Consider the following 26,103-nt stretch of genomic DNA (forward strand, 5'->3'; position numbering starts at 1 on the left):
AAATTTATAATTTAAATGAATTATACCAAATATTTCTATTTTAAAAACTCGAGAAACATTTTTCAGAAAATTTTGTAGAACAAATAAAGTGAAACTTTAATCAGTGGGGGTTTATCCGTCCCCCACTGATTATTAGTTAAACCAATCGGGCATTAACGGGCAGCCCGACCCCCACCTAACTTATTTGCTTTCCCTAAATTTTGAGATGGGGGTCTTACTGCCCTGCCCATTAAAGCGGGATAAAAATAACCTTAGCTCAGCAAATTTCCGAACTAAGATTACTTTAAGTACAATGCTTCATTATTCTTATTCTATCTTGGCACAAGTTAAACAATAGAGTGTATATCAAAAATGCATTTCCTGAATACTGCCGAATTAGAACCGTAAAAACGAGTTTATGAAATCGTACACTTTGTTTCCACTCTTGATTTTCACATAATGAAAAAAGAGCACTGTACAAATATCAGCACCCTTCCTCATCATCCTCGTTATTTACACACAGTTGTTCCGCTATTTCTTGTACCCGTTCCATCGTTATTCCTTCTCTAAATTCCACAGCTAGAGGATGGTCTGTCGGCTCTAATTCAATATAAGGACGAATGCCATCAGCTCTCAGATGAACCATCGTTTTTAAACTTACTGTTTCCAACTCATATGGTAAATCCGTCGAAAGCCACCCAAACATTGGCTCTAATAATTGTTGTTTATCCCAAAATTCATTCACCTTATCAAAATTCGTTTCACTTAATGAAACCCATACACCCCATATGAAATGTTCATTTGTGCCAATGATAGGAATTTCAATACTCCCTCGCATAAAGAAGTGTTCTCCATCCATCACGCATAAATCATCGTTCATTTCAAATCTATCTTCTCGCTCTTCAGGTTCAGCATCATAATAATAAACAGGAGCTGATGATCCATAGCTCCTTGGAATTTCTTCATGATATGTACCGCAGCACCTACAAGTATATCCACTTATTTTCGTCATTCTATTCCTCCATCAGTTTTACATTCATTTTAGCAAAATACTTATAAAGCGAAAATAAAAAAACAAGCAGTTCCAGCTATCAGCTAAAACTACTTGCTCTCCTACTTATTACCTCTACTTTTACTCTTTAATAAATTCCTTCGTACTTCTCACTGTATCAATTGGACGAACTAATTTTTCGATTTCTTCACGTTTTGGCTCTAGGAATGGAGGTAAAGATAATTTTTCGCCAAGTGTTTCGTATGGCTCATCTCCCATAAATCCTGGGCCGTCTGTTGCAAATTCAAATAAGATTTGTGGTGCAACTCTTGCGTATAATGACTCGAAGAAGTGACGATCTACATAACCAGATGAAGGAAGCCCTACACTGCTGATTCTCTCGATCCATTCTTCTAATACAGCGCGATCTTCTACGCGGAATGCAGCATGGTGCACTGTACCAAAACCTTGTCGTGCTTCTGGAAGAACCGTATTATGTTCTACAATGACAGATGCACCGTTTCCGCCTTCGTTTACTTCAAATAAATAGAATTCTCCTTCTTGCGCAACCTCTTTAAATAATAGAACCTTTTCTAACACTTCTTTGAAGAAACTAAAGTTTGCAATGCGGATAAATACAGGGCCTAAACCAGTAATTGCATATTCTAATGGAACTGGTCCGTTTTGCCAAGGTGTACCTGATTCGATCCCTTTATCAAGTTCATCTGAGATTAATTGATAGTGTTGATCATCAAAGTCAACGAAAGAAAGAGTTTTCTTACCAAATTGCTCTTTAATTCCTGTATGTCCCACGTCCAGACGGTCAAAGCGTTTTACCCAATACTCTAATGCCGCATCAGTTGGAACACGGAATGAAGTTTTTGAAATTTCATTTGTACCGTGTACTCCTTTTGGAATACCTGGGAAGTCAAAGAATGTCATGTCTGTTCCTGCACTACCTTTATCATCTGCAAAGAATAAATGATACGTTTGAATGTCATCTTGGTTTACTGTTTTTTTAACTAAACGCATTCCTAAAACGTGAGTGAAAAACTCATAGTTTTTTTCTGCACTACTTGTAATCGCTGTAACGTGGTGAATTCCTTTTAATTGGTTCATTTTATATTCCTCCAGTGGCTTTAAATTATATATTTTCTCTTCTATTATTTCTCTTCAATAGGTGCTAATTTCGCTTCAATTTCTGCTCGCTGATCTTCTAAGAACGGCGGTAAATCAAGTTTTTCTCCTAAATGCTCTACATCTCCATCAACTGTAAATCCTGGTCCATCTGTCGCAATTTCAAATAGGATTCCGTTTGATTCGCGGAAGTATAAGCTTTTAAAGTAGAAACGGTCGATAATGCCTGAAGAATGGAAACCTTTTTTTATTACCTGTTCTTCCCAATAAGCGAGCTCTGCATCGTTCTTTACACGAATTGCTAAATGGTGAATGCTACCGCGGCCCGGCTTTTCAGTAGGACCATCCAAATATTTCACAACGATTTCTCCAAAGGCTTCTCCTTTAATAGACTGGTAAATCGTTTCTTCGTCACTTCGGCTAACTTCTGTATAACCAAATATATCTGTTAATGTACTCGCCAGTTTATCAAGTCTACGCACTGTCATTTCCACAGAACCCATTCCTTGAATTTGATGCTGTGCAGGAACTTCTGATTTCTCCCAAGTTTCCCAGTGCTCTACTTTTTCTCCGTTTGAAACGAGTAGTACGAGACGAAGACCTTCCGCATCCTCAAATTGCAAAGCAGGACGATTTGCGTAAGTTGTTATTTCACTATGTTCCACACCAAATTTCTCAAATCGTTCTTTCCAGTAATGTAAACTTTCCTCTGACGGAACGAGTAATCCAATTCGCGTAATTGCATTCGTACCACGGTACGTTTTTCCTACTAAAGGAATTTCAAAAAATGATAGTTCCGTACCTGGACTTCCTGTTTTATCTCCATAAAATAAGTGATACATGGACGGATCATCTTGGTTTACTGTCATTTTCACACGACGTAAGCCAAGTACATTTTTATAAAAGTGATTATTTTCATTTGCATTTTTCGTAACCATTGAAATGTGATGATGCCCTTTAATTTCATACATTGTTTATTCCTCCGTTTCGTTTTACTAGTCAAGTGATAAATAAAAAAATAACATTTCCCACAACTAATATGGTTTTTAGCGTTTTAATTTATTCTTATTATGTTTTTGTAAATTCATCTTAGTTTTTACTGCATAAGTTACTTTGTTTTGTAAGTCGAAAGCAAGTGAGTGTATATTTTTCATATGACTCAATCGCTTTCGTTACTATCACTTTACACCTCAAGTGATTAAAAAGCAAGAGATTTATCTCAAATTCGAGATATTTTTTTATTGCATAACATTTTGGACTGGAGAATGGTTTAGTAAATCTTAAAAAACATGAGTGGAGAAAAGAACCGTCAATCTAGATTAAAGTTGCATCGCCATCACCAAAACAAAACATCATCAAATCAGGAGCTTGCTCCCCCTACGAAACACCTAATGGGTAACTTAATGGAATAAAAGAATGCCTTGATCGTAGATATTGGTGATATGAGGTTAAGTAAAATAAGAGCTGTCCTGTTGAGCGGCTTCTTTTATGTTCGTTTCATTATGCTTGATATGCCATGCTATCTGGAAATTCCTCGTTCTTTCTAAGACATCGCACAATCCTAATACACGCACAATTAAAATAATGTTCTCTCATATTTAATGAATCCCACTGGAGCTTGCTCTATGTCATAAAACATTCGTTCCTTTTTATTATAGTGCATCTTACCTATTTTAGTGGGTGATTCAGCAGTATAGTATTGATAAACAACTATCTCTTCATTCTCAAATTCTTTAGTCATTAATAAACATATTGCCATAAATAAGGCCCCCTTTATTTATATTGAATTTCATGTTTGGAGTTGTCCGAGGAAAATGATTTCCTGATTTCTAGTTTGAAGTTGTGGAAAATGACTAGCCTTCTTTTACAAATTCAATATGAAAGTTCTCTAAATGTATTAATAATATATGCAAAATGGTTGCTAGTAAAATAAAAGGGCGTCTCCAGATAGAACACCCCTTTTATTTCATGGTTAGGTTACCCCATTATATCTTTTAAATAATAAATGAAATTTGATTTGGCAAATCAATATTTTTAATATTCTCCATTCCACCATGTTCATCAATTTGCTTATATATCTTAAAGGCGCACTTGTAAAATAATTGAAAATCTTCCTTAGGCAAATCATCAAGTAAAACATAGCCTTCTTCAAAGCTTATTTTATCTTTCAAAATTTTAAAACGCCATCTTTCATACATTTCTGGGTATTGCTCACAAATCTCAATAGTAGGACCAAAACTATAAATCGTATATTCGCTATTACCTAATTCTTTTATTATTGTAATCGTTGGGTATCTTCCCATTTCATTTCACTTCACTTATTCTTTTCAAAGATATTTAATGAACTCACACTTGTTAAATTTACATCTCCTCGAACCATTTTACCTTGTTGTCTTTAGATTTTCGTATCCTCATCAAACTTCTTTACCAGTTAAATTATCAACAAATCTTATTTTTCCATTTTCAGAAACTAATTGTAAATCACTACCTATTGGTAGTTCGTATATTCCCAGAATAGCCGGTTCAATATTTGCTACAGTATTAAAATCACATACTACTAAATTATCAGGATTATTAATGTAATCATCATCATCAATTTCTGAAAAAAATCTCCAACCATTATCTACCGCATCTATTGATTGCTCTCTCAATATCCATTTCAATTTTCCTGTTTCATTTATTATATTTTTTGAAACAATACAGGCCCCAGCTTTTTCAATAAATTCAATAGGCTCTTTTTGATTCATGTTTTTCCATCCTTTCAATTAAACTTGATCTATATGGGAATTTTCTAGCGTATTCAATAGCTGAAAACCCTGTACTATCTTTAGAAGTTAAATCTAAGTTTGGTTGAGAAAACCACAAATTATATAACTGTTCTAATTCTTCATCTGATTTGTTCAATCGAATTATATAAATTAGCGCAACTTGACCCTTTCCATCTTTTTCATTAATATTAACACCTTTTTCTATGAGTCTTTCACATAATCTATAAGTTTTTTCAATATCATGTTTTCTTTGCCCTAATAAAACATGCAATACGGTCTCATCTTCCTTATTTTTACATAACACATCGATATTTTTATCTAATAAGAAATTACTGATTTCATAGCGTGAAGATAAGTCAGTATTTGACAACGAAAAGAATATCAAACTTTTTCCATCAAATACATTTTTTTCATCACCATCTTTGTATGCTTTCATAAATTCACTTGTATTTTTTAATTTTGCAATTAAATCAATTTTTATTGTCAACACCTCTTTTAATTATTCTAATTTATGGCTTCTATTAGTACTAGGCAATTCAGGACGATAGTTATCTGGATTATTGAACCAATCCCTGAACTCTTTTGGTGTTAACTCACCGTTTAAATATCTCTTATGCATATCAGAATATTTGTGTTCTGGAAGGTGCCCCATATCCCAAACATTTTTTCTAGGTTGACCAGGTTTCCACTCGATTATTTTTTCTGGATAAAGTGGATCTCGTACCAATCCATCTGGCCCTTTTGCATTCTCAAAAGTTATTTCTGGTACTTTCTTTCTAAAGGATGGTCTATTTTTTGGTTCTAAATAAGGTCTATTATCTATAACTTCAGTAATATCCCCTTCACCTTTAATAGTAACAGAGCCATCTTTTGCAATGACCTTTTTGGCAACACCTTTATCCGTACCCTTAACTACATTGGCTCCTCCAACAGGTACTTTTTTAGCTGTATTTACAGCCTCAGTAGCCTTAGCAGTCATTTTAACTCCTTTTCCTACTTTAGCTATCTTTCCAAATGGTGTAAGGCCGGCTACAGCCATGACACCTGCCCCAGCACGTTCCCACCCCGAAAGTTTTTCGCCAGTAGATGGATCGATACCATCCCAAACACGACGAACATCATACTCACCACTTATTTCTCCAGCTATATCCCTGGCTAATTTTCCACCATCAAATCCTTTTTCCTCTGAAGAAGGTTTACCACACATTGCCCCTTCTTCCATTGTAACATCTTGATTATCTGTGTTACGGAATTTTTCAGCAATTCGTTTCAAATCTTCTTCTACTTGTATAATTGAATTGATAGATGTAAAAGCTTTTGGTCTCGCATCATTGAACATTTGAATGAATTGTTGATTAGAGGCACCAATCCATTGGGAACACAAATAATCTATTTCATTACATAAATTATTATGTATAGATTCTAATGCGATTCGGGTATTACTTGCACGATTAGCAACTTCTTCTAGCATTTCAGGTGTCACTTTGATTTGAACCATTTCTTTCCTCCCTTTCCCCAATTAAAATTATGAGATAAAAAGAAAAAAATGTAAATACAGAAATTTTAGATTAGTATAACAATGTTTATGTGAAATAAAATCTGCTTAATTGCACTTAGAACCTATGTGCAATTAAGCTAATAAAATAAAAGGGCATTCCCAAACGGAAATGCCCTTTTATTTCAGGTTTAAATTACACCCATGCCTTTTAACATCTCAATTAAACTAGTATAGAAGTATTCACATGCTTCTGTCTCAGAATTAAATGTCTTAAGATTACTCTTTATTCCTTGCTCACTATAATATACTTCCCATACTCCATTCTGTTCATTGAAACAATACGATTCGTTTGGTAATCCACCCTTTAAACTATATAAGTCCTTTGACACCTCTTCTTGTAATAATTTCTGTTCTAACTCATTTTTTTGCATGTTTAGAACTTACCCTTTTCAATGACTCTTCTTCAATTATTTCCTTTTAACTATTTCATTTTTAATAAAAAAACAGCCCCACTAAGCTACTAACACTTAATGAGGCCACTTTATTCACACTATTAATTATGGAACGACGGTTTATAGAACGAACGATTATCAAGAGCAAAGACACGCTCTGTGTATTCGCCTGGTTTTGTGCGTCCTAATGCGCGGTCCATCATGTTCATTTTTGCATCTAAGTTATCGATGTAATGCAGAATTTCTGCTTCTTTTACTAATGGTGGTTTTGGACTACCCCATTCTGCTTTTCCGTGATGAGAAAGGACGATGTGTTGAAGAATTAATACTTCTTCTGCATCGATTTGCAGCTCGTCTGCTGCTTTCCCAATTTCGTTCACCATAATCGAAATGTGGCCTAATAAATTTCCTTCTAACGTATACGTTGTAGAAATTGGGCCAGATAATTCGATTACTTTACCAAGGTCGTGTAAAATAACGCCTGCATATAGTAAGTCTTTATCTAATGATGGATATAGATTTGAGATAGCTTTCGCTAAATCAAGCATCGATACGACGTGATAAGCTAGTCCAGATACGAACTCGTGATGGTTCTTCGTCGCTGCTGGATAGTCTAAAAATTCGTTTTGATGCTTATTTAATAAATGTCTTGTTAGACGTTGAATGTTCGGGTTTCTCATTTCAAATATGTATTGCGTAATTTTCTCAACCATATCTTCTTTTTTCACTGGTGCTTTTTCTACGAAGTCTGAGATATCCGTAACTTCATTTTCATTCGCAACACGAATTTGTTTCACACGTAATTGAATACGTCCTTTGTAATTTAAAATATCTCCAGCCACTTTCACGATTGTTTCCGCTACATATTGTTTCTCAACTTCTGGTGATACGTCCCACAATTTCGCTTCAATATCTCCACTTGGATCTTGTAAGATTACTGTTAAAAATGGCTTTCCATTGCTTGCGATACCTTTTGTCGCTGTTTTAATTAACAAGAAAATATCGACTTGTTCACCAACTTCATACTCTGCAATTTTCTTTTTCATTCGAATTCCTCCACCAAATCAGTTACTTTTAGTATAGCACACTACAACTCATTTTCTTTACGCTTATGCGTTAATTTTATAATCTGTTTTTCTGTAAAATACGCGAGTAAATGCGCATGACATGTAAAGAAGATCACTTGTCTATCCTTTGCAATTTCCTTTATAAGTTCAATCGTCCGATTCGTCCTTACCGCATCAAAATGCACGAAACTATCATCAATAATAAATGAATAATCATGCTCAAATGTTTTTGCTAACGCAAATCTCAGCGATAAATACAACTGCTCAGCTGTCGCTTGGCTTAGTTCATGACTATAAAAACGCATACCGTCGTTACGCTCTACAATAAACGGCTCCGCCTCTGACGGTGAAAAGATTTTACTATATCGTCCGCCTGTTAAATAGACGAAATACTCTTCTGATTTTTGTAAAATACGAGGAAGATGTACTTCATGATAATATTGCTTCGTTTTCGTTAACACTGTCTTTGCGGTCGCATAAGCAGCCCATTTCTTCACTTGTTCACGCACTTGCGCTTTTTTCATTTCCCATTCGTGTAGTAAATCACCGTACGTACTACCTTCTTCTAAATTCGCAATTTCCATACGATGTTTCGCAATACGCTCTGTCAGTTCTTTTTCCTTTGTAAGACAGTTTTGCATGACTGTCAGTTCTTGCTTTAATTTTTCATCATACCCGTCAGCTTCGTAATGTTCAGCTAATGATAAACTCGTTAAACGTTGTTCTAACAGATCAATTTGCGGCAATAAACGCCCAACTTGCTTCTCCGCATCTTCACGTTTTTCCGCTAGTTTACCTGCTTCTAAAAACATCTCTTCATTTGTAGACTCTGCGATATGCCATAAACTGTCTCGTTCTACTAACAGTTGCTTTAATTGCTCTTGCATGAACGCATATTCTTCTTGCCATTCAGCTAGTTTCTCTTTTAGCTGCTTACAAGTTTGGCGTTTTTCTTTCTCATTTTGCATACGGCTTTGCGCCTCGTGCAGCTTACTATACTCCGCACTACCGATAACAGTTTCTAGTTTATGTTCAAATTGGGAAATCATTTCATATAATGAAGATTTGCGCTCACTTTTCTTCTCTAAATCACGATATAATTGCTGCATCTTTTCCATACGCTCAAACGCCGGCAATATGTGCGCATACGTATAAAATTCTGGGAACGTATAGCGCTTTTTATACGCATTGACTTGTTCGCTCATGCGGAACATTTCTCTTTCCCATTCCTCATACGATGAAACGACTTTATCATACGCTCGCTCCATTTGCTGTAACTTATATGACTCACGCTCAAATAGTTTACGTATCTCTTCATCTTTTTCTAACTCATAGCGCACAGACATTGCTTCTTCACTTTGTCTCCCGCCAGCACTTTGCTGAAGAGTAAGAAGTTCTTCTTGTAATCCACTTGACGGATCCTTATATAAAACAAGGGCAAGAACAATCCCTACAAAAACGATGACGCTAATAAATAAGAGCGGGCGATTGTCTATAAATAAGCTTGTGAATAAAATGCCTGTATTAATAAGAAGTAACAGAAGACAAACTCTTTGCCACTGCTTTTTCTTTTGCATAGCCGCTCCTGCTTTTTCCTCATACTTACGCTTCATTCTCTCTGCGCCCATACCGATAAACGCCGCATCTTGGAACGATTTTTCTTTCTCAACTAACGCATTTCGTTCTTCATCCGCTAACATTTGCTGCTTGATCTGCCTTATGTTTTCCTCTTGTTCTTCTAATTGCTCTTGCGTTACTTTAAAACGATCATCAAGCTGTGCTTTTTGCGTTTCTAATTCACGCGCTTTTTGTACGGTTTGCGTAATTAATTCTTTCGTTGCCAAACTCATGTCAAACGCAAGAACCGCTTCCTTTTCAAAAGTAGCACCAATTTGTTGCTCGAGTTCTGCAAGCTCTTCTTTTATATTCGTAATCGTTCCTGTTATATCACGCATTTCTTGGCGTGCATTTTCGTAAGACATATGCTGCATGCGAAGTTCTTCTACATAACTTTCTTTTTGTAAAAATTCTTCATCTATTTGAATCGATTCCATTTCCGATTGCACTGTCTCTATTTTTTTATGGAGCGAATCAACTTGTAATTGAAGCGGCTCCATTTTCGCCTTAATCGCTTCATAACGCGCCATTCCGTTTACCGGAAATTGCCCGCTCTCGTTTTCTAACACTTTCTCATGCGCACGCTTTTCAATAACGAGAGGCTCTAGCGCTGCTAATATTTCATAATCTTGCTTTCGTTTTTCTGCGCTCTCTTTTTCCACGCGAACAGAAGCTAGTTTCTCTTCACTTTCTTTTAGCTGCTCGACTTGCTTTTCATATGTGCTAATTTTCCCTTGCCACTCTTTCATCTTCTCTTCCAGCTTCTTCATCTCTTGCAGTGACACGTTAATTTCTGGCTTACGACCACTCGGCTTAAAGCGCTGATCCATTTCTTTTTCTAGCTTTTTATCGAGCTGCAATAACGCATCACTTCCGACTGCGCTTGCTGAAAATAAATAATTGCCGATGTCCGCTTCACCAAGCTGATGAATGTTTTGAAGACCGTGCATATCAAATGAAAAGACAGATTCAAATAAACTTTCATTCATCCCGGTTAATATATCGTGTAAAATTTCTTCGCCGCCCGCTTTCCCGTCTTCAAAATAAACGGTTACCTCACCATTGGCTGTCTTTGGCAATCGTTCAATTTTCAAATGGCCGTACTTCTCTGTTTGTACAGTCATCGCACCACCATACTTGCCGCCTTCTTTCGGTTCATAACGGCGCTGTCCTCTCGTCGGAAAACCGAATAAAATACTTTTCATAAACGAGCGAATTGTCGATTTCCCCGCTTCATTTTCACCGTATAAAACAGTCAGCATTGGCAGGTCCATTTCCACATTTTCTAATTTTCCGTACCCATAAATATGGAGTTTTTCAATTCTCATTTCTTATCCCTCTCTTGCTGGAATAATTGTTCTAAAATAATATTTTCCGCTTCCTTCTGAATCTCTTTCTTCTCTTCCTCTGTAAAAAATTCAATACTATTACGCGCTACAGGAGATGTCCAAATTGTGCGCAACACGCCGTCCATATTGGTGAAAGCTTCTAACTCTTTTAGCACACTACCGACGAAATGATTTTCTTCTTTCAAACGCTCGATTTCTGCAAAAGAAACCGTCTCATTTTTCCACTTCATCGCATATACGAAATCTTTTCGCTCTTCGCCCGCTGCTAAAATATGAAAAATCTCTTCCACACGTTTTTCATCGCGTAAATAAGGAGAAAGTGGCCCCTGCCCTGTAAATACGACCGTTAAAAGCGTCCCTTCCTCTTCTCTTCTGCAGTCATTCATCGCACTCGATACGCTCGTCATAAGTTCATCAACAGTTTCAAGTCCGTCAATATTTACTTCTATCTCATCCCACACAACATCCGCCGTATGGAAAAAGGAACAGTGTGATCCTTGTTTCGTAAGTTCAATCAGGTATGCACCTTTCTCGCCCGTTTCCTTACGATGGCGACCTTGTATATTACCCGGATAAATAATATATGGCTCCTCTGATAAAATTTCACGTTTATGTATATGGCCAAGAGCCCAATAATCAAACTGCTTTTCTTTTAGCTCACGAAGTTGAAACGGCGCATAGCGATTATGCTCTGCATCTCCTTCCACACTTCCGTGAAGCATGCCAATATGAAAAGGCGCATCACTCATTTTCTTATACTGTGCTGTCATATTATCCGTTACCGCTTGTTGCAAATAACTAAAACCGTAAATAGAAGCTAACAACTCACCATCTTTATAAAATGATTTCTCTTCTACGTAAGGCTCTGTAAACACATGAACATTTTCCGGAAACTCAATTGCTGCCCAGCTTCCCCCTAAATGATCGTGGTTACCGTGAATAATAAAAATAGGGATATCGTACTGCGACAGTCTCTTCATTTGTTCGCGCACAAACACTTGCGCCCTCAAACTTCTCGTCTCCGCATCATACAAATCCCCGGCTAGCAATACGAAATCAACGCGCTCTTGAATCGCTTTATCAACAATACATTCGAATGATTCAAACGTACTTTGTTTCATTCTCTCCCAAACAGACTGCGGTACATTCATCTCCATCCCTTTAAACGGACTATCCAAATGCAAATCAGCCGCATGTATAAACTTCACTTGTTTCACAAATAACGATCCTTTCTATGTTTCAAAAGTTTCACCTTATTGTAACACGCAATGTCACATATTTCTTTGCATATTCTAGTGATTTATGCCAAAATAGTTATAAGATTCTGATTTCTATCATTGGAGGGAATTTTCATGGGAGTATACGTTCTAACAGTCTTTGAAAAAGATGGTTCAAAAGCATTGGACGAATCATTCGAGGCGGCAACTGAAAAAGAAGCGAAAACAAAAGGTGAATCTCTTTTACGAGAAAAAGGATTGTATGAAAAAACACATCGCTGCACATCTACTGCAGGTAAGCTCGTTTTATTCCAGCGCTAAAAAAAGAAGCGTCATCCGCTTCTTTTTCACTCTACTATATCTTCGTCACACCACGTAAACACCACATCTAGAATGCGATTACCGATACGTACGCGTTTATTCCATTTTCCTGTTTGGATCTGATGTTGTAATTCTGCTTTCATCTTTTCCGTCCAGTCGTGAATCGTTTCACTACCGTCGTACGGATATACGCTTGGAAACTCTTCCTGCAGTAGATGCAAGCTCTCTGCATCAAAATGAAAATGGAAGAAGTAGTTTGCTGTAAGCGATGGTTCTTGCAATCGTAAAAAATGATCATCAATTTGCTTTCTATTTCGATAGAAAGTAAAGATATTCACTTTACCGCTCGTAATTTGGTCAATTTGAATTTCGTGCTTCTCTATAATCACGTCTTGTCCACCTCGTTGTATACTATCTTTAGTATATATGTCTTTTGCAACAAAGTTAACCATTTTCGCGCGAAATTCATTTCCTTCATTATATTACCTGTACCTCCATATGCAATCAGAACAAATAAAACAAAGTTGAAGGGGAGCGATCACATGTATTTCGGAAGCAAAGGTTGGTATGTAAAAGAACTTAAAAAATTAGGTATCCGTACTTATGAAGGGAAAAAACTAGAATCGTATCGTACGCATGTGTTATCTAGTTTACTTGAGAGAATGAAGAGAGCTTCGGCTTAATAGGTACAAAATTCATTTTCGTTATTACAACATAATTAAAGCTATATTTTATATAGTATGTAAAAGAAGCTGTATCATTTTTGATACAGCTTCTTTTTATTCATACAAAATGCTCCTTCTTTTCACGATTCTAATTCTACTTACCTTTCTTATCGATCGGCTTAATGTGGTAATTAACGGGCTTTATAACCTCTAAATCCCAATGTCGGTTTGATATATATAAAGTTGAATTATTTTCCATATAATAATTTCCAATTAAATTACTTTCTTTTCCCGACTGATTTACATAAATAATTTCAATTTGCTTTTCATAATCTTGGTTTATCATTCTTATTGATTGTCCACTCAATAAAGAAATCCTAGGCAGCAAAACAAATGAAAATAATAGTATAAGACCAATTCCTAACTTCGATACACTATCCGCTTTATTGGAAAGAATACTATAAAACAAAAAAATCACCTTATATGTGACACCTCTTTTTTCAACGGACTTCTCTTTAATTTGTTCCGGTTTTTCTGCTTCTATTTCCTCTATACGATTTTCACTATTATCATTTTCAGCTTTCTTTTTTTTATTTCTTTTTTCTTTTACTAATTTTACTAGTGATTTTAGTATTTTACCTGAAAATTTCGCTAACGTTACAATTATCATTATAACTATATATACAGCTAACAATATTAAAATAAGAGTCGTCATTTTAGAAAAAGACAATATTTTATTTCCCACTAAACTCAACCATACTAGAATAGAAATAATAATAGAAAGAGGTAATTTACTTATAAAATAAAATCCTTTCATATTATGCCAATGACTAAAGTTTTCATGACAATAACGAAAGATTATCATTGTCATGAACAGAGAAGGAATAAATAATATAGTAGACAATTCTAGGAACTTATTTTCTTCTAATACCTTCATAACACTCAATATTTTTGCAAAAAGGGGTAATAATAAAAATTGAAACATAACTCCTCTTATCATGATAATAGGATATTCCCCTGCGATGACGATAGTATATAAGTAGCAAATTACTCCCAAAATAAACACCCATATTAAAGAAAAACTTAGCACACTATTAAATGTGATTTCATTAGCAAAAAACATCGTTATAGCCAAATTCAATAAGAATATGATTAAAACGAATAAAATGACGATAGCTCCCTTCTTCTCCTTATTTTTACGTACTAAAGGAATAGATGCTGAAATTATATAATAACTGCAAATAAAAAATATTGAAGTGACAGTTAAAGTTTGTATACTAAAGGGGACTAAATTTGAGACTATATTAAAATTTGAGTTATGAAAAATTTCTTCCCCACTAAAATAATATCCATACAAAAAGCTATATATAATGAGAAACCCTAAAGATGATATAAGAGTAAAACCAAAAAATAAAAACCTCACATCAAAAAATAAACTTTGGACATGTTCAAAGTTCTTTTCAAAAAAAGAATTAATAAAATTCACCTGTGCACATCCTTTATAAAATAATTTTCATTCCATATTTCAATAACATGCTTCTAATACTTGATTTATTTGACTATAAAATCTCAATTTAAAATCTATATATTATTATAATTTAATGATTATAATAATCCAACTATGGATATAATTTATATTATAAAAAATACCCACAAAAAATCTCCTATGAAATAAGCCTATAAAGATTATTTCACAAGAGATTTTTTACAAATTATTTATCTTCTTCATATAAATCTACCAATCGTCTCCCACCAACCGTACGCGTCCCAATCATCTTACGTAATTCCTGCGCGTTTTTTGGTCTCTTAGTAATTAAGCGTGTTTCTTTTTCTATCACTGTACAATCTGATTTTATTTGCATTATATCAATAGCTACCACTTCATCATCTGCCTTTTTGTTCAACATAATATCATCCTTCCCTTTTACAAAATGATTCGATATATACCATATACTCCGTCACTTCATATTGCCCTTCCTATTTCATTTCCTAATCTATTCCGAATAAACTAACTCCCCAACCAAAAATGCTATAATAAATCCAATCACACTAAGGGGGAACATTACTTTGCACGGAAAACACATTCAATTTCACAAGTTCGGCAATCCAAAAGATGTACTACAAGTTGAATATAAAAATATAGAACCATTAAAAGAGAATGAAGTTTTAGTTCGTATGCTAGTTAGACCGATTAATCCATCTGACTTAATTCCAATAACGGGAGCGTACGCTCATAGAATTCCTTTACCTAACATACCTGGTTATGAGGGTGTTGGTATTGTAGAAGGTGTAGGCGCGGGCGTTACGAGAGACCTTATCGGCAAACGTGTTTTACCTTTACGCGGAGAAGGTACTTGGCAAGAATATGTGAAAACATCAGCTGATTTTGTAATCCCTATTCCTGATACCATTGATGATTTCACAGCGGCACAAATGTATATTAATCCCCTTACAGCGTGGGTTACATGTACAGAAACGCTAAACTTAAAACGAAATGACGTTTTATTAGTAAATGCTTGTGGATCCGCTATTGGCCATCTTTTTGCGCAGTTATCGCAAATTTTAAATTTCCGATTAATTGCTGTTACAAGAAATAATAAGCATACAGAAGAGTTACTGCGCCTTGGTGCTACATATGTAATTGATACTTCCACTGCCCCGCTTTATGAAACCGTTATGACATTAACAAACGGGATCGGCGCGGATGCTGCGATTGATTCTATCGGAGGACCGGATGGAAATGAACTCGCTTTTTCCTTACGTCCAAACGGGCACTTTTTAACGATCGGCCTTCTATCAGGAATACAAGTGAACTGGGCAGAGATTGTCACGAAAGCAAAAGTGCACGCGAACATATTTCATTTACGACATTGGAATAATGAAGTTTCACCATATAAATGGCAAGAAACGTTTCGTCATTTAATTCGCTTAGTAGAAAATGAGCAATTACATTTTATGAAAGTCCATTCTACGTATGACTTAGCGGATGTGAAAGCGGCCGTTGATGTTGTGCAGTCTGCTGAGAAAACGAAAGGGTAACTAACTGTTACGATTTATTTAACCAATTATAACGAAAGTTAATTAAATATATCAGTAAGCCCTGCTAGTCAAGTGATTGGCTAGTAGTGAGGGTTAACTGCGGGCAATCCCTAAAGCTGATTGAACTACAACGTGGCTAGAAATAGTGAGCGTGAATGTCGCGAAAGCAGAAAAAATCAATCAGATTGTGCAAGGTTAAATCCTAAACACTAGAACAATGGGTCTTCCGCCTCGAATCATCTAAGTCAAAAGTGATAAGATGAACGTTCAACGACTATCTCGTATAACTGACGAGAGTACATCACAAGCCTATGGTGGTGGAAAAATCCTCTATCTCTAAGTAGATAAACATATAGTCTGCGCTCATGTGAAAACATGAGAAGTTCATAAGAGAACTGGCTAAGGAATTGCGCCCTTAGTTGAACAAGATAAATTTGATTGAATCTATCAAACTTCATTGATTTTATCGGACGTACGTTCTATGTTTGGTTCGATGAGGTGAGAATAATAATGAAATTTTCACGAGTTAGTCAAGTATCAGAATTAACAGGTTTGCATCCGAGTGGTCTCAGGAGAATGCTGGTGGAACACGCTACGATTCAGAAGAACAAATCTTTCATTAAAGGAGTTACATTCTGATGATATTGGCGAAGAAAGTTAGACTGATTCCAACGCCTGAACAAGAAAAAGTGCTTAGAAACCATGCTGGTGCTGCAAGATTTGCTTATAACTATTGTAAAAGAATAAGTGATAGATATTATAAGCTATTTGGAAAATCTGTTTCACAGTTAGCTTTACAGAAACGATTTACAAAGATCAAGAAGCGAAAGAAATATGAGTGGTTAAAAGACATTAATGCACAAGTTCCTAAACAGGCTTCAAGAGATTTTGATGCGGCGAGAAAAAATTCGTTCAAAAAGTACAAAAATGGTTCTCACACTTCTTATAAATCCAAAAAAGATGTAATCCAAGGATTTTATGCTAATTATGAAAGACTGATTATAGGAAAGAAAGTAGTTCACATTCAGTCTATTGGAGAAGTGAAAACAAGCCAACAACTACCAAGAAATAAAAAACCATCCAATCCAAGAGTTACCTTTGATGGTCGTCACTGGTGGATTAGTGTAGGATTCCAAGAAGACTTTGAATCACAAGAACTAACGAATGAATCGATTGGTGTGGATGTTGGTTTAAAAGAACTTTTTGTAGCTTCTAATGGTATGAAAGAACGAAATATAAACAAAGATGCCAAGGTTAAAAAACTTTTGAGAAGGAAAAAGTCAGCGCAAAGAGATATGTCTAGGAGATTTAAAAAAGGTGTAAAAATTCAATCTGCCGGATATGAAAAAGCGAAAGCGGAGCACCTGCGGTTATCTAGGAAAATTATGAATATCCGAAATAACCATATCCGTCAAGCAACAGCTAAATTGGTGAAAACCAAACCAATGAGGATTGTTGTGGAAGACTTACCTATCTCAAACCTGTTAAAAAACAAAAAACTATCGAAGGCACTTTCCTTTCAAAAATTAAACTTCTTCTTTCAATGTTTGTCATACAAGTGCGAGAAGTACGGCATTGCGTATGAAAAAGCTGATAAATGGTTCGCCTCAAGCAAGATTTGTTCATGTTGCGGAGTTAAATACGACCATTCAGTTCAACCAGAAGGACAGTGGAGTTTAAAGATTCGTGAGTGGCGTTATGCTTCATGCAATAGCTATCACGATAGGGATGTAAATGCTGCGATAAATTTATCAAGATGGGTAAAATAAATGCTTGATAATAGGAGGTAACGATACTGCCTCGTGTGGAGTGTTATACCCCTCGTCCCTTTGGGGCTGCGAGAACACTTTGAAGCACTAACTTGTGTAAATTTGATTGAATTGTATAGATTTAGTTAAGTTTATCGTATCGGAAAGTGTTTTTGACGAGTTATTAAATGCAAAAGAAGAAGTCTTTTGCATTTACCTTTTAAATAGACTAGATAGTACATTTAGGAATGAAAATTTGTAAATATATGGTATAATTCTATTAAAAGGTGAAAGGAGCTTCTAACATGTGGTTCATTTCGGCAATCGCGCCTGTTCTAATAGTCGGGGGAATTGTAGTATTTGTAATAAAAAGATTGGAACATAAATATAAGCACGGCAAATTGGGTAAGAAAAAATCAAATGAGGCTCAAATTTTATTAGACAGTTTAATACCAATAGGAATGTTTATTGGTTGTATGATCGGCTTGATTTTCGGCATGTTTTTCCCGGACTTCTCCCTGCTTTCAGTTAGTTTAGGGGCCGGAATAGGCTATTTATTTGGTTATTTCGCCTATGAAATTTATAGTAAGACAGGAAATAACTTTTCCTAATTCAAAAAGAATAAATAGGACAGTACATAGTCGTCATATCCAATATGTACTGTCCTTTATTTTGGCATCAACGTAATCACCTTACGTTCCACATCCTATACACCTTTTTGATTGATTTTCCTCTCCTCCCTCTTTCGTATATCCGCTTTTTTATTTTCACTAGATCTATATCCATAGTAAAGTAAAGCACATGTAATAACTGAACCTACAATGTATCCTAAAAAACACCCTAACCAAAACATATTGTAACCGCCTCCATTCATAATAAATTTTATGTAATATAACTCTTTACATGCTCCATCGTTTATTTCTATCAACTATACACTCTCTAAAATTATTCATACCACTCATTCTGGCCGTACATCAAATAGCAATTTTATTATTTGTCATAAAGTTAACATCTTCATTAAATATATACAAATTTCCCATACTATCACTTTCGTATTTGGAAATAATATACTAAAATTGAAATAAGTAAGCTAGCAATCAACTTTTTCCCCTCTTACCTTTAGTTATGAACAAAAAAACCCCCTCAAAGCATAAACTTCAAGGGGTGAGCCTGTTTTTTTATTTACTTATATACGTACAGCTGTACCACTTACAGCAACCATTAACATTCCATCACGAACTACTTCGTAATCTACGTCAACGCCGACGATAGCGTTCGCACCTTTTTGTTTTGCAAGTTCTTTCATTTCATCCATTGCGATATCACGAGCTTCTTTTAGCTTGCTTTCGTAAGAACCAGCACGACCACCGACAACATCACGAACAGAAGCGAATAAATCGCGGACAATATTTGCACCCATAATAGCTTCACCATTTACAATATCGATATACTCAATAATTTCTTTACCTTGAATTCCAGACGTTGTTGTTACAATCATGACTGACACTCTCCTAATAAGTTGTAGTTTGAATAAGCTTTCTTATGTCTTTATTATGACATGGAACAAGTAACGAATCTATTGAATTACCTTACAGGAATGTGACAGTTTTGTAAGAATAAAATGCCTATTATGTTTAATAAAGTGCTTTAACATTAGGATATATAAACGATTCCCTATTTTCTTTCCAGTCGCGTTCTACTTCTTTAAAAGTTGGTCGTCCTAATTCTTCATTGTTTTCATGTTTACGAAACCATTTCTTCACATACTGATCTCCATTTTTATTTTGAACTGTACAAAGGAAACTATTACTACTATCTTTTAATATTTTTACAATCACGAATAGACACCTCTTTCCTTTTAAAATAACGTAATAGAACTTGATCTTTTACTATAAGCCCTTCCTCTCTTATAGTCATACGACTCCTCGGTCGCGCCAAAGTTGTAAGACCAAAAAACGATATTTACTTTGTTTACATTTTATTTAAAGAAATCAGAGTTATAAGCATGATGCTTATCAAATATTTTATAGATTTCTAACTTATCATCTAATTTTGCATCTACTAAAATTAATATATTGCCATCGTAAATGTATTCTTCATACTTTTTAGCATGATCTTCAGGGATTCCTAAGCCGATAAATGCCCCTATTAAGCTTCCAGCTCCTCCGCCAATACCGGCCCCTCCAATAGCTGCTGCGATAGGTCCCGCTGCTACAATTGGACCCAGTCCAGATACGGCAAGTACACCAAGACCTGTTAATAAACCACCGAGTCCACCTGCTACTCCTCCTGCTACAAGCCCTGTCGCTGAAAAGATATCTGCTTTATGTGCAGTTTCATGATTCACTTTCTCACCTGATTTTTCTTCCAGATGTTCAATTTCCTTTTGATCTTTCGCAATAGCTGAAATGTTATCTGCCGAGTATCCTTTTTCCTTTAATTCATTAATAACGAGTGCCGCATCATCAATTGTTTGAAAAACACCTACTATTTTTCTATCCATATTCATAACTATTAACCTCCTAAAGTTTTATATAATGCTTCTTTATTATTCTTCGTTTTTATATACACTAATTTTTTTATTTACATACCCATTTACGAAAAACGCTAACAATAAAAGGATTACAAGAGAACTACTTAACAAGTAAATGAAATCAAATGTAATATCCGTTATCATTTTATCCATATGTAACAGTCTCCTTTTTATTTAAAGTAAAAGTATAAAACCTTACAATTCATCTTCGGTCAATCTCTTTGTAGTATATGTATACCCTCCGTAACTCTTTCTAAACGTAAAAAACTATAATTATATTTTTTCTTATTTATATGTTTAACATTTTTTTAAACGGGTATATTTATATTGTTATGCTTATTATATGGAAAGGAATATTACGATGAATGCCATTCACTCTACTACTATTCTTTATAACGAAACACCTACAATAACGCAGATTCATCATTTTTACGCTTTAATGACAACATTTCAAACGAATGTATTTATAAGTAAACACGGAACGCTTACTGCTATTAAAAACTTAAGCACATTAGTATCATTTTTCCTTACTGTAAAAAAGAAAGAGCTTGTATTATTTATCTTTGAAGGAATAGATGCAAAAAAAGCTTTAAGAACACTCTTTCCTTCTTAAAAGTTTTGTTATCCCCCTATTCCCTCAATTGTTACTTTTCATATATCGTTTTATACTTCAAAATGATTTCCTCTATTCAAAACGAGACCCCCTAATACAATAGGGGGATTTCTAGTTTGGCCCTATGAAAACTGATATAATATATATTACGTTTTTCATTCTTTACAATAGAAAACTTTTAATAACCTTGAAGGTAGGAATTTTTAATGAAATCGGAAGCAAAATTTAGTATTCGCTACAAAATTATGGCTGGTTATTTAGTTATCATTTTGTTCTTACTTATTTCTTTCATTATGCTAAACAATCAGATTTCCAATTTACAAAAATCTCGTAATTTTATTATTGATCACGATTTTAAAGTTCTTAATTTAACGAATCAAGTGGAGAAAGAATTGCTAACAATTGAAAATAAAGCGAAGGGCTTTATCACTTCTAATAACGCGAACTATCTGCAATCTCTTAACTCTGCCGAAAAAGATTATGAAAAACATTACCATGATCTTTTTTCTTTATTAGAAGATAACCCATCTCAGCAAGAAAAATTAAAAAAGATTAACGGAAATATTACTAGTTGGATAAATAAAGAGATTCACCCGTTAATTGCAAACCATAATAGTAACAACATACAAGAAATCGACACTACCGAAATCCAATCATTGCAATCACAGCTAACTGACTTCCGCAGCACTGAGGAGCAATTAACGAAAAAAAGAGCTGCACAATTAGATACTAAAAATAATAAATTAGAGCTTTGGTTATACAGTTTATTGTTCTTACTATCTTGTATTTCTATTATCGTTTCACTCTATATTTCGAATTCCATTACAAAAACGATTAAAAATGTAATTCAAGCTATTAAATCCATTTCTTCGAAAGAAAAAATTACGGAAAGAATTCATGTAAACACCCATGACGAAATAAAAGATCTTGCTCATACAACAAATCACCTACTGGACGAAATATCGAAAAGAGAGTGGTTACAAACGGAGCTTGCAGAATTAATTTTAATGTATCAAGGTGTATCCTCTATCGAGATGTTAGGTAACAAAATTTTGAGTGGCATTATACAAAAAACGCAAACTTCTTGCGGGGCATTTTATGTACGTGAAGAAGTTGAAGAAACTGTCTACTATGTGAAGAAAGCTTCTTTCGCTGAACAAGGTGCTGATATTGGAAAACAATCTATTAAAATGGGTGAAGGTTTCATTGGACAGTCTGCTTTAGAAAAGAAAAGTTTTATTCTGAGGGACATACCTGAAGAGTTTCGTTACGTTACTACTGGATTATTAGAAATACGTCCTAAAAATATACTAGTCATCCCTGTCTTATTTGAAGATGAAGTAATTGCAGTAATGGAGTTAGTAAGTGTAACTGAGATCTCAGACTTACATCAAGATTTCATTCAACAAACTGTTGATAATCTAGGTTTAACAATCCATAGTATTATGGGACGTATGCGAATTCAAACTCTTTTACATGAATCACAAGCAATGACAGAAGAGTTACAAGTTCAATCAGAAGAATTGCAAACGCAAGCGGAAGAACTACAAATGCAAGCCGAAGAATTACGAACAACGAATGAACAATTAGAGTCTAGAACAGAAGAAGCTGAACAAAAGACAGCTGACTTACAAATTACGAAATTAGAATTAGAAGAAAAAGCAAGCGAGTTGTTACGTAGCTCAAAATATAAATCAGAATTTCTAGCAAATATGTCACATGAATTACGCACACCATTAAATAGTATTTTACTATTATCTGAAATGTTAAAAGAAAATCATGACAATCATCTATCCGATGATGAAATTGAATTGGCAACCGTTATTCATTCATCAGGAAAAGATTTGCTTACTTTAATTAATGACATACTAGATTTATCGAAAGTAGAAGCCGGAAAACTAGATGTCATTTTTGAAGCAACGAACATAAGTGATATGGCAGCAAGTATGCAGCAAAACTTTTTACATATCGCTGCACAAAAAAATGTAGAATTTACTGTTGAAGACAGTGACACGATTCCTAATCTGTTTTATACAGATGCAAAACGGATTGAACAAATTATTAAAAACTTATTATCCAATGCATTTAAATTCACGGAAAAAGGATCTGTCTCTTTACATTTCGATTCAATAGAAACAACTAATTTAAGTCATGATATGCAGTCTATCAGTAATGATTGGATGACAATTTCGGTAAAAGATACTGGTATTGGTATTGCTAAAGAGCAGCATCAACTTATTTTCGAAGCCTTTCAACAGGCAGATGGCGCAACGATTCGAAAATATGGTGGTACAGGCTTAGGATTATCTATTTGTAAAGAGTTTGCTAGATTGTTAGGTGGTTGGATTACGTTAGAGAGTCATGTAGGAGAAGGCAGTACTTTCACCGTATATATTCCTAACCTTCCAAATGGATTAACTGATGATATACAAGTATCCAATTTAGAAGTCGCAGCAACGGTAGAAGATGTTATTCCTGCTGAAGTTGTTGAGGAAACTATCGTGATTCCAGAAACTAATAACGTCTTCCAAGAGAAAACTATTTTAATTGTCGATGATGATCATCGAAATATATTTGCGTTACAAAATGCATTAAAAAAACAACATGCCAATATCATTACTGCACAAAACGGCCTAGAGTGTTTAGAAATACTAAAAAACAATACAAATATCGACCTTATTTTAATGGATATTATGATGCCGAATATGGACGGTTATGAAACGATGGAACATATCCGAATGAACTTAGGGTTACATGAAATACCTATTATCGCATTAACTGCGAAAGCAATGCCAAATGATAAGGAAAAATGTTTATCTGCTGGCGCTTCAGATTATATAAGTAAACCATTAAATTTACATCAACTCTACTCGGTAATGAGTGTATGGTTAATAAAATAAGTGAGGTTTCGTTTCAGTGGAAAATAAGTATTATAATTTTGATCCATCAGTAGATACGGATAAGCGTACGAACTTAGAAATTGACTTACTATTGGAAGCGGTATTTAAACTATCAGGATTTGATTTTCGCCAATATGCTCGCACATCTATTTATAGGCGGATTTGTAATCGAATGCAGCTTTCTAATATCCCTACCATTTCAAAATTAATTGAAAAAGTAATTCATGAAGAGGGGGTTTTAGAACAGTTATTAAATGATTTCTCCATTAATGTAACTGAGATGTTCCGTAACCCTATCTTTTTTAAGGCGCTAAGAGAGCATGTCATTCCTGAATTAAGAAAGCATTCTGAAATTAGAATTTGGCACGCTGGATGCGCGACTGGTGAAGAAGTATTATCCATGTCCATCTTACTTCACGAAGAAGGATTAAGTGAAAAAGCTGTTATTTACGCAACAGATATGAATACAAATGTGTTAGAAAAAGCAAAACAAGGCATCCTTCCGTTAAATAAAATGCAAACTTATACGAAAAACTATTTACAAGCTGGAGGTACACAAGCATTTTCCAACTATTATTCAACGGATAGCCGCTTTGCCTATTTTAATCCGTCACTGTTACAAAACATTATTTTTGCGCAGCATAATTTAGTAACTGATCAATCTTTTAACGAATTTCACATTATACTTTGCCGTAACGTTTTAATTTACTTTACGAGTAAACTTCAAAACCAAGTACAGCAACTCTTTTATGAAAGTTTAAGTCACAACGGATTCCTATGTTTAGGGAATAAAGAAACTCTTCGTTTTTCAGATATAATGCCGCACTATGTCCAATTTAATCCGAACGAACAAATTTATCAAAAAATACAATAAAAGCGTATGAAATCCTCTGTTTGGATTTCATACGCTTTTTATTTCGCATTCGTTTGTATCATAATGAGACACATATCATCTGATTGTGCTTTCTTCTGTTCTTCCTTGTAAAACCCTTCTATCTCTTCTTCTAACTCTCCCCATTTTCTTTCTGTAAAAGTACGTAATTTCTCTTCAGCCTCAAATTCATCATTTGCTATTGCTTCAAGTACACCATCTGTAAACAATACGATTTGAGCGTTCTTCTCAAAAGGTATAACTGTCTTTTCAACTTTTATTTCATCAAAAAATCCTACCGCACAACTCCCACGATTTAGTTCCACTACATTCGTTTCATCAACTAAAACATATCCAGAAGGATGTCCTGCATTTACATATTCAATCGTTCTCTTTTCTGTATCTACTACTAAGTATATCGCTGTAAAATAATATGGAATATTGTCATTCTCATTATGTAAAAGAGTCATATATTTATTTAAGTCTTTCATAACGAGTTCTGGATCGATTAAACTTTTAATCGTTTCACGTAATACAGACGAAATAAACATACAAACTAATGAAGCTGATACACCATGTCCCATCACATCTAATAATATAATACCGTAGCGGTTTTCATCGATTTTATACCAGTAATACATATCTCCAGCTAGTTTAAATGAAGGTAAGTAACTTGCTTCGATTTTTATGTGTTCTTCTCTTAATGGACTACTTAATAAGTTTCTTTGTACTTGCGTAGCTAAATCTAGTTCATTCCGAAGATTTTCTTCCTGTTCTTTATGCCAATTTAATTCCGATTTCAAGCGTAATGCTACACGCATACGCGCTAACAATTCAACTTTATTTATAGGTTTCGTAATATAATCCATTGCCCCCATATCAAGAGCTTCAGCTAATTTATTTGCATCTTCTAAAGCTGTAACAAAAATAATAGGAATATCTTTAAACTTCTCCTCTTTTTGTAATCGCCTACAAACTTCAAGTCCATCAATTTCAGGCATCATGATATCTAATAGTATTAAATCTATTTCATTATGCCTGGAAGAATCTTTTCCAAACTGTATGTATTCGAAAAGCTCTTGTGCAGAATTCAGCGATACAAGATCCTGATATCCGGCTTGTTTCAAAATTTTTTCAATTACAAAGATGTTCACCGGATTATCATCGACAATTAAAATGGACACAAGTTATTTCCCCTTTTCTTATATAAAATGTAAATCGATTATCATTTTCTATTTTTCTAGTATTACATACTCAGTTATGAAATGAAAATTTCCTACTCTAACATAATTTTTATACAGCAAAAGAACAAACCCCCAGAGATGAGAGTTTGTTCTT

General features: G+C 34.6%; 28 protein-coding genes and 1 pseudogene. 9 read left to right on the forward strand and 20 right to left on the reverse strand.

Going from position 1 to position 26,103, the window contains the following annotated elements:
* Positions 1 to 463 precede the first annotated feature (463 nt).
* The 12 genes and pseudogenes from ACTFRS_RS19075 to ACTFRS_RS19130 form a co-directional block, all read right to left on the reverse strand.
* Positions 464 to 991, reverse strand: coding sequence for a DUF2199 domain-containing protein (locus ACTFRS_RS19075; RefSeq protein WP_139868858.1), 528 nt, complete (start codon positions 989 to 991; stop codon positions 464 to 466).
* A 120-nt stretch (positions 992 to 1,111) separates the two neighbouring features.
* Positions 1,112 to 2,089 carry a ring-cleaving dioxygenase gene (locus tag ACTFRS_RS19080; protein ID WP_439195374.1) on the reverse strand — a complete coding sequence of 326 codons (978 nt, stop codon included), beginning with the start codon at positions 2,087 to 2,089 and terminating at the stop codon, positions 1,112 to 1,114.
* Positions 2,090 to 2,133: 44 nt separating this feature from the next.
* Entirely contained in the window at positions 2,134 to 3,078 is a 945-nt protein-coding gene (locus tag ACTFRS_RS19085; protein WP_439195376.1) for a ring-cleaving dioxygenase, read from the reverse strand.
* A gap of 529 nt (positions 3,079 to 3,607) precedes the next feature.
* Positions 3,608 to 3,866, reverse strand: a pseudogene (locus ACTFRS_RS19090) (hypothetical protein).
* Between the two features lie 235 nt (positions 3,867 to 4,101).
* Positions 4,102 to 4,410, reverse strand: a complete 309-nt coding sequence (locus tag ACTFRS_RS19095) for a hypothetical protein (RefSeq protein ID WP_000534162.1) — start codon at positions 4,408 to 4,410, stop codon at positions 4,102 to 4,104.
* A gap of 111 nt (positions 4,411 to 4,521) precedes the next feature.
* On the reverse strand, positions 4,522 to 4,854 hold the full coding sequence (locus ACTFRS_RS19100) for a DUF2185 domain-containing protein (RefSeq protein WP_001072112.1): 333 nt from the start codon (positions 4,852 to 4,854) through the stop codon (positions 4,522 to 4,524).
* Positions 4,832 to 5,365, reverse strand: a complete 534-nt coding sequence (locus ACTFRS_RS19105) for an ankyrin repeat domain-containing protein (protein ID WP_439195378.1) — start codon at positions 5,363 to 5,365, stop codon at positions 4,832 to 4,834. Before ACTFRS_RS19105 ends, ACTFRS_RS19100 begins: the two co-directional genes overlap by 23 nt.
* A 9-nt stretch (positions 5,366 to 5,374) precedes the next feature.
* Positions 5,375 to 6,373 (reverse strand): WXG100 family type VII secretion target, encoded by a 999-nt coding sequence (locus ACTFRS_RS19110; RefSeq protein ID WP_000249945.1) that lies wholly within the window; start codon positions 6,371 to 6,373, stop codon positions 5,375 to 5,377.
* A gap of 188 nt (positions 6,374 to 6,561) precedes the next feature.
* Entirely contained in the window at positions 6,562 to 6,804 is a 243-nt protein-coding gene (locus ACTFRS_RS19115; protein ID WP_061403262.1) for a hypothetical protein, read from the reverse strand.
* Positions 6,805 to 6,926: 122 nt separating this feature from the next.
* Positions 6,927 to 7,871 carry a 3'-5' exoribonuclease YhaM gene (yhaM, locus tag ACTFRS_RS19120; RefSeq protein ID WP_000726638.1) on the reverse strand — a complete coding sequence of 315 codons (945 nt, stop codon included), beginning with the start codon at positions 7,869 to 7,871 and terminating at the stop codon, positions 6,927 to 6,929.
* 41 nt (positions 7,872 to 7,912) lie between these two features.
* A complete protein-coding gene (locus ACTFRS_RS19125; protein WP_139868866.1) occupies positions 7,913 to 10,837 on the reverse strand; it encodes an ATP-binding protein in 2,925 nt (974 codons plus the stop codon).
* Positions 10,834 to 12,075, reverse strand: a complete 1,242-nt coding sequence (locus ACTFRS_RS19130) for a metallophosphoesterase family protein (protein WP_139868868.1) — start codon at positions 12,073 to 12,075, stop codon at positions 10,834 to 10,836. The genes ACTFRS_RS19125 and ACTFRS_RS19130 overlap by 4 nt, the downstream gene beginning before the upstream one ends.
* A 135-nt stretch (positions 12,076 to 12,210) precedes the next feature.
* On the opposite strand from ACTFRS_RS19130, the gene ACTFRS_RS19135 reads away from it, so the two are divergent.
* A complete protein-coding gene (locus tag ACTFRS_RS19135) occupies positions 12,211 to 12,396 on the forward strand; it encodes a YhzD family protein (RefSeq protein WP_139868870.1) in 186 nt (61 codons plus the stop codon).
* Between the two features lie 26 nt (positions 12,397 to 12,422).
* Here the strand turns inward: ACTFRS_RS19135 and ACTFRS_RS19140 are convergent, their stop codons facing one another.
* The gene (locus tag ACTFRS_RS19140) at positions 12,423 to 12,785 is read right to left on the reverse strand and encodes a hypothetical protein (RefSeq protein ID WP_029437729.1); all 363 of its coding nucleotides are present in this window, start codon (positions 12,783 to 12,785) and stop codon (positions 12,423 to 12,425) included.
* A gap of 153 nt (positions 12,786 to 12,938) precedes the next feature.
* Between ACTFRS_RS19140 and ACTFRS_RS19145 the strand changes: the two genes are divergently transcribed.
* Positions 12,939 to 13,079, forward strand: coding sequence for a YflJ family protein (locus ACTFRS_RS19145; protein WP_000273537.1), 141 nt, complete (start codon positions 12,939 to 12,941; stop codon positions 13,077 to 13,079).
* A gap of 136 nt (positions 13,080 to 13,215) precedes the next feature.
* Here the strand turns inward: ACTFRS_RS19145 and ACTFRS_RS19150 are convergent, their stop codons facing one another.
* A complete protein-coding gene (locus ACTFRS_RS19150; RefSeq protein WP_139868872.1) occupies positions 13,216 to 14,547 on the reverse strand; it encodes a hypothetical protein in 1,332 nt (443 codons plus the stop codon).
* 226 nt (positions 14,548 to 14,773) lie between these two features.
* Entirely contained in the window at positions 14,774 to 14,968 is a 195-nt protein-coding gene (locus tag ACTFRS_RS19155; protein WP_074602446.1) for a hypothetical protein, read from the reverse strand.
* Positions 14,969 to 15,128: 160 nt separating this feature from the next.
* Between ACTFRS_RS19155 and ACTFRS_RS19160 the strand changes: the two genes are divergently transcribed.
* The 4 genes from ACTFRS_RS19160 to ACTFRS_RS19175 all read left to right on the forward strand — a co-directional run bounded on the left by ACTFRS_RS19160 (position 15,129) and on the right by ACTFRS_RS19175 (position 18,459).
* Positions 15,129 to 16,100 (forward strand): zinc-dependent alcohol dehydrogenase family protein, encoded by a 972-nt coding sequence (locus ACTFRS_RS19160; protein ID WP_139868874.1) that lies wholly within the window; start codon positions 15,129 to 15,131, stop codon positions 16,098 to 16,100.
* Between the two features lie 510 nt (positions 16,101 to 16,610).
* Complete coding sequence (locus tag ACTFRS_RS19165; RefSeq protein ID WP_000672782.1) at positions 16,611 to 16,739, forward strand: hypothetical protein; 129 nt, start codon at positions 16,611 to 16,613, stop codon at positions 16,737 to 16,739.
* The gene (locus ACTFRS_RS19170) at positions 16,739 to 17,869 is read left to right on the forward strand and encodes an RNA-guided endonuclease InsQ/TnpB family protein (RefSeq protein WP_440023405.1); all 1,131 of its coding nucleotides are present in this window, start codon (positions 16,739 to 16,741) and stop codon (positions 17,867 to 17,869) included. Before ACTFRS_RS19165 ends, ACTFRS_RS19170 begins: the two co-directional genes overlap by 1 nt.
* A gap of 284 nt (positions 17,870 to 18,153) precedes the next feature.
* Positions 18,154 to 18,459, forward strand: coding sequence for a hypothetical protein (locus ACTFRS_RS19175; protein WP_103625462.1), 306 nt, complete (start codon positions 18,154 to 18,156; stop codon positions 18,457 to 18,459).
* Positions 18,460 to 19,034: 575 nt separating this feature from the next.
* On the opposite strand, the gene ACTFRS_RS19180 is transcribed toward ACTFRS_RS19175, so the two are convergent.
* From ACTFRS_RS19180 to ACTFRS_RS19195, 4 genes are all read right to left on the reverse strand, one after another.
* On the reverse strand, positions 19,035 to 19,346 hold the full coding sequence (locus tag ACTFRS_RS19180; RefSeq protein ID WP_000637511.1) for a YbjQ family protein: 312 nt from the start codon (positions 19,344 to 19,346) through the stop codon (positions 19,035 to 19,037).
* A gap of 136 nt (positions 19,347 to 19,482) precedes the next feature.
* Positions 19,483 to 19,686, reverse strand: a complete 204-nt coding sequence (locus ACTFRS_RS19185) for a DUF4028 family protein (RefSeq protein ID WP_001970570.1) — start codon at positions 19,684 to 19,686, stop codon at positions 19,483 to 19,485.
* Positions 19,687 to 19,826: 140 nt separating this feature from the next.
* Positions 19,827 to 20,357: a general stress protein gene (locus ACTFRS_RS19190; RefSeq protein ID WP_001055608.1), complete on the reverse strand. Its 531-nt coding sequence runs from the start codon at positions 20,355 to 20,357 to the stop codon at positions 19,827 to 19,829.
* A gap of 39 nt (positions 20,358 to 20,396) precedes the next feature.
* Positions 20,397 to 20,534 (reverse strand): hypothetical protein, encoded by a 138-nt coding sequence (locus tag ACTFRS_RS19195; RefSeq protein ID WP_000359813.1) that lies wholly within the window; start codon positions 20,532 to 20,534, stop codon positions 20,397 to 20,399.
* Between the two features lie 208 nt (positions 20,535 to 20,742).
* Here ACTFRS_RS19195 and ACTFRS_RS19200 point away from each other — a divergent pair, with 208 nt between their 5' ends.
* The 3 genes from ACTFRS_RS19200 to ACTFRS_RS19210 all read left to right on the forward strand — a co-directional run bounded on the left by ACTFRS_RS19200 (position 20,743) and on the right by ACTFRS_RS19210 (position 24,768).
* Positions 20,743 to 20,994, forward strand: a complete 252-nt coding sequence (locus ACTFRS_RS19200) for a hypothetical protein (protein WP_431085288.1) — start codon at positions 20,743 to 20,745, stop codon at positions 20,992 to 20,994.
* A gap of 206 nt (positions 20,995 to 21,200) precedes the next feature.
* Positions 21,201 to 23,894: a response regulator gene (locus ACTFRS_RS19205; protein WP_431085249.1), complete on the forward strand. Its 2,694-nt coding sequence runs from the start codon at positions 21,201 to 21,203 to the stop codon at positions 23,892 to 23,894.
* A gap of 16 nt (positions 23,895 to 23,910) precedes the next feature.
* Positions 23,911 to 24,768: a CheR family methyltransferase gene (locus tag ACTFRS_RS19210; protein WP_242294290.1), complete on the forward strand. Its 858-nt coding sequence runs from the start codon at positions 23,911 to 23,913 to the stop codon at positions 24,766 to 24,768.
* Between the two features lie 38 nt (positions 24,769 to 24,806).
* On the opposite strand, the gene ACTFRS_RS19215 is transcribed toward ACTFRS_RS19210, so the two are convergent.
* Positions 24,807 to 25,949, reverse strand: coding sequence for a fused response regulator/phosphatase (locus ACTFRS_RS19215; RefSeq protein ID WP_139868886.1), 1,143 nt, complete (start codon positions 25,947 to 25,949; stop codon positions 24,807 to 24,809).
* Positions 25,950 to 26,103: the final 154 nt, after the last annotated feature.

Source organism: Bacillus cereus group sp. MYBK139-1, assembly GCF_051916915.1.
Classification (GTDB): Bacteria; Bacillota; Bacilli; order Bacillales; family Bacillaceae_G; genus Bacillus_A; species Bacillus_A pacificus.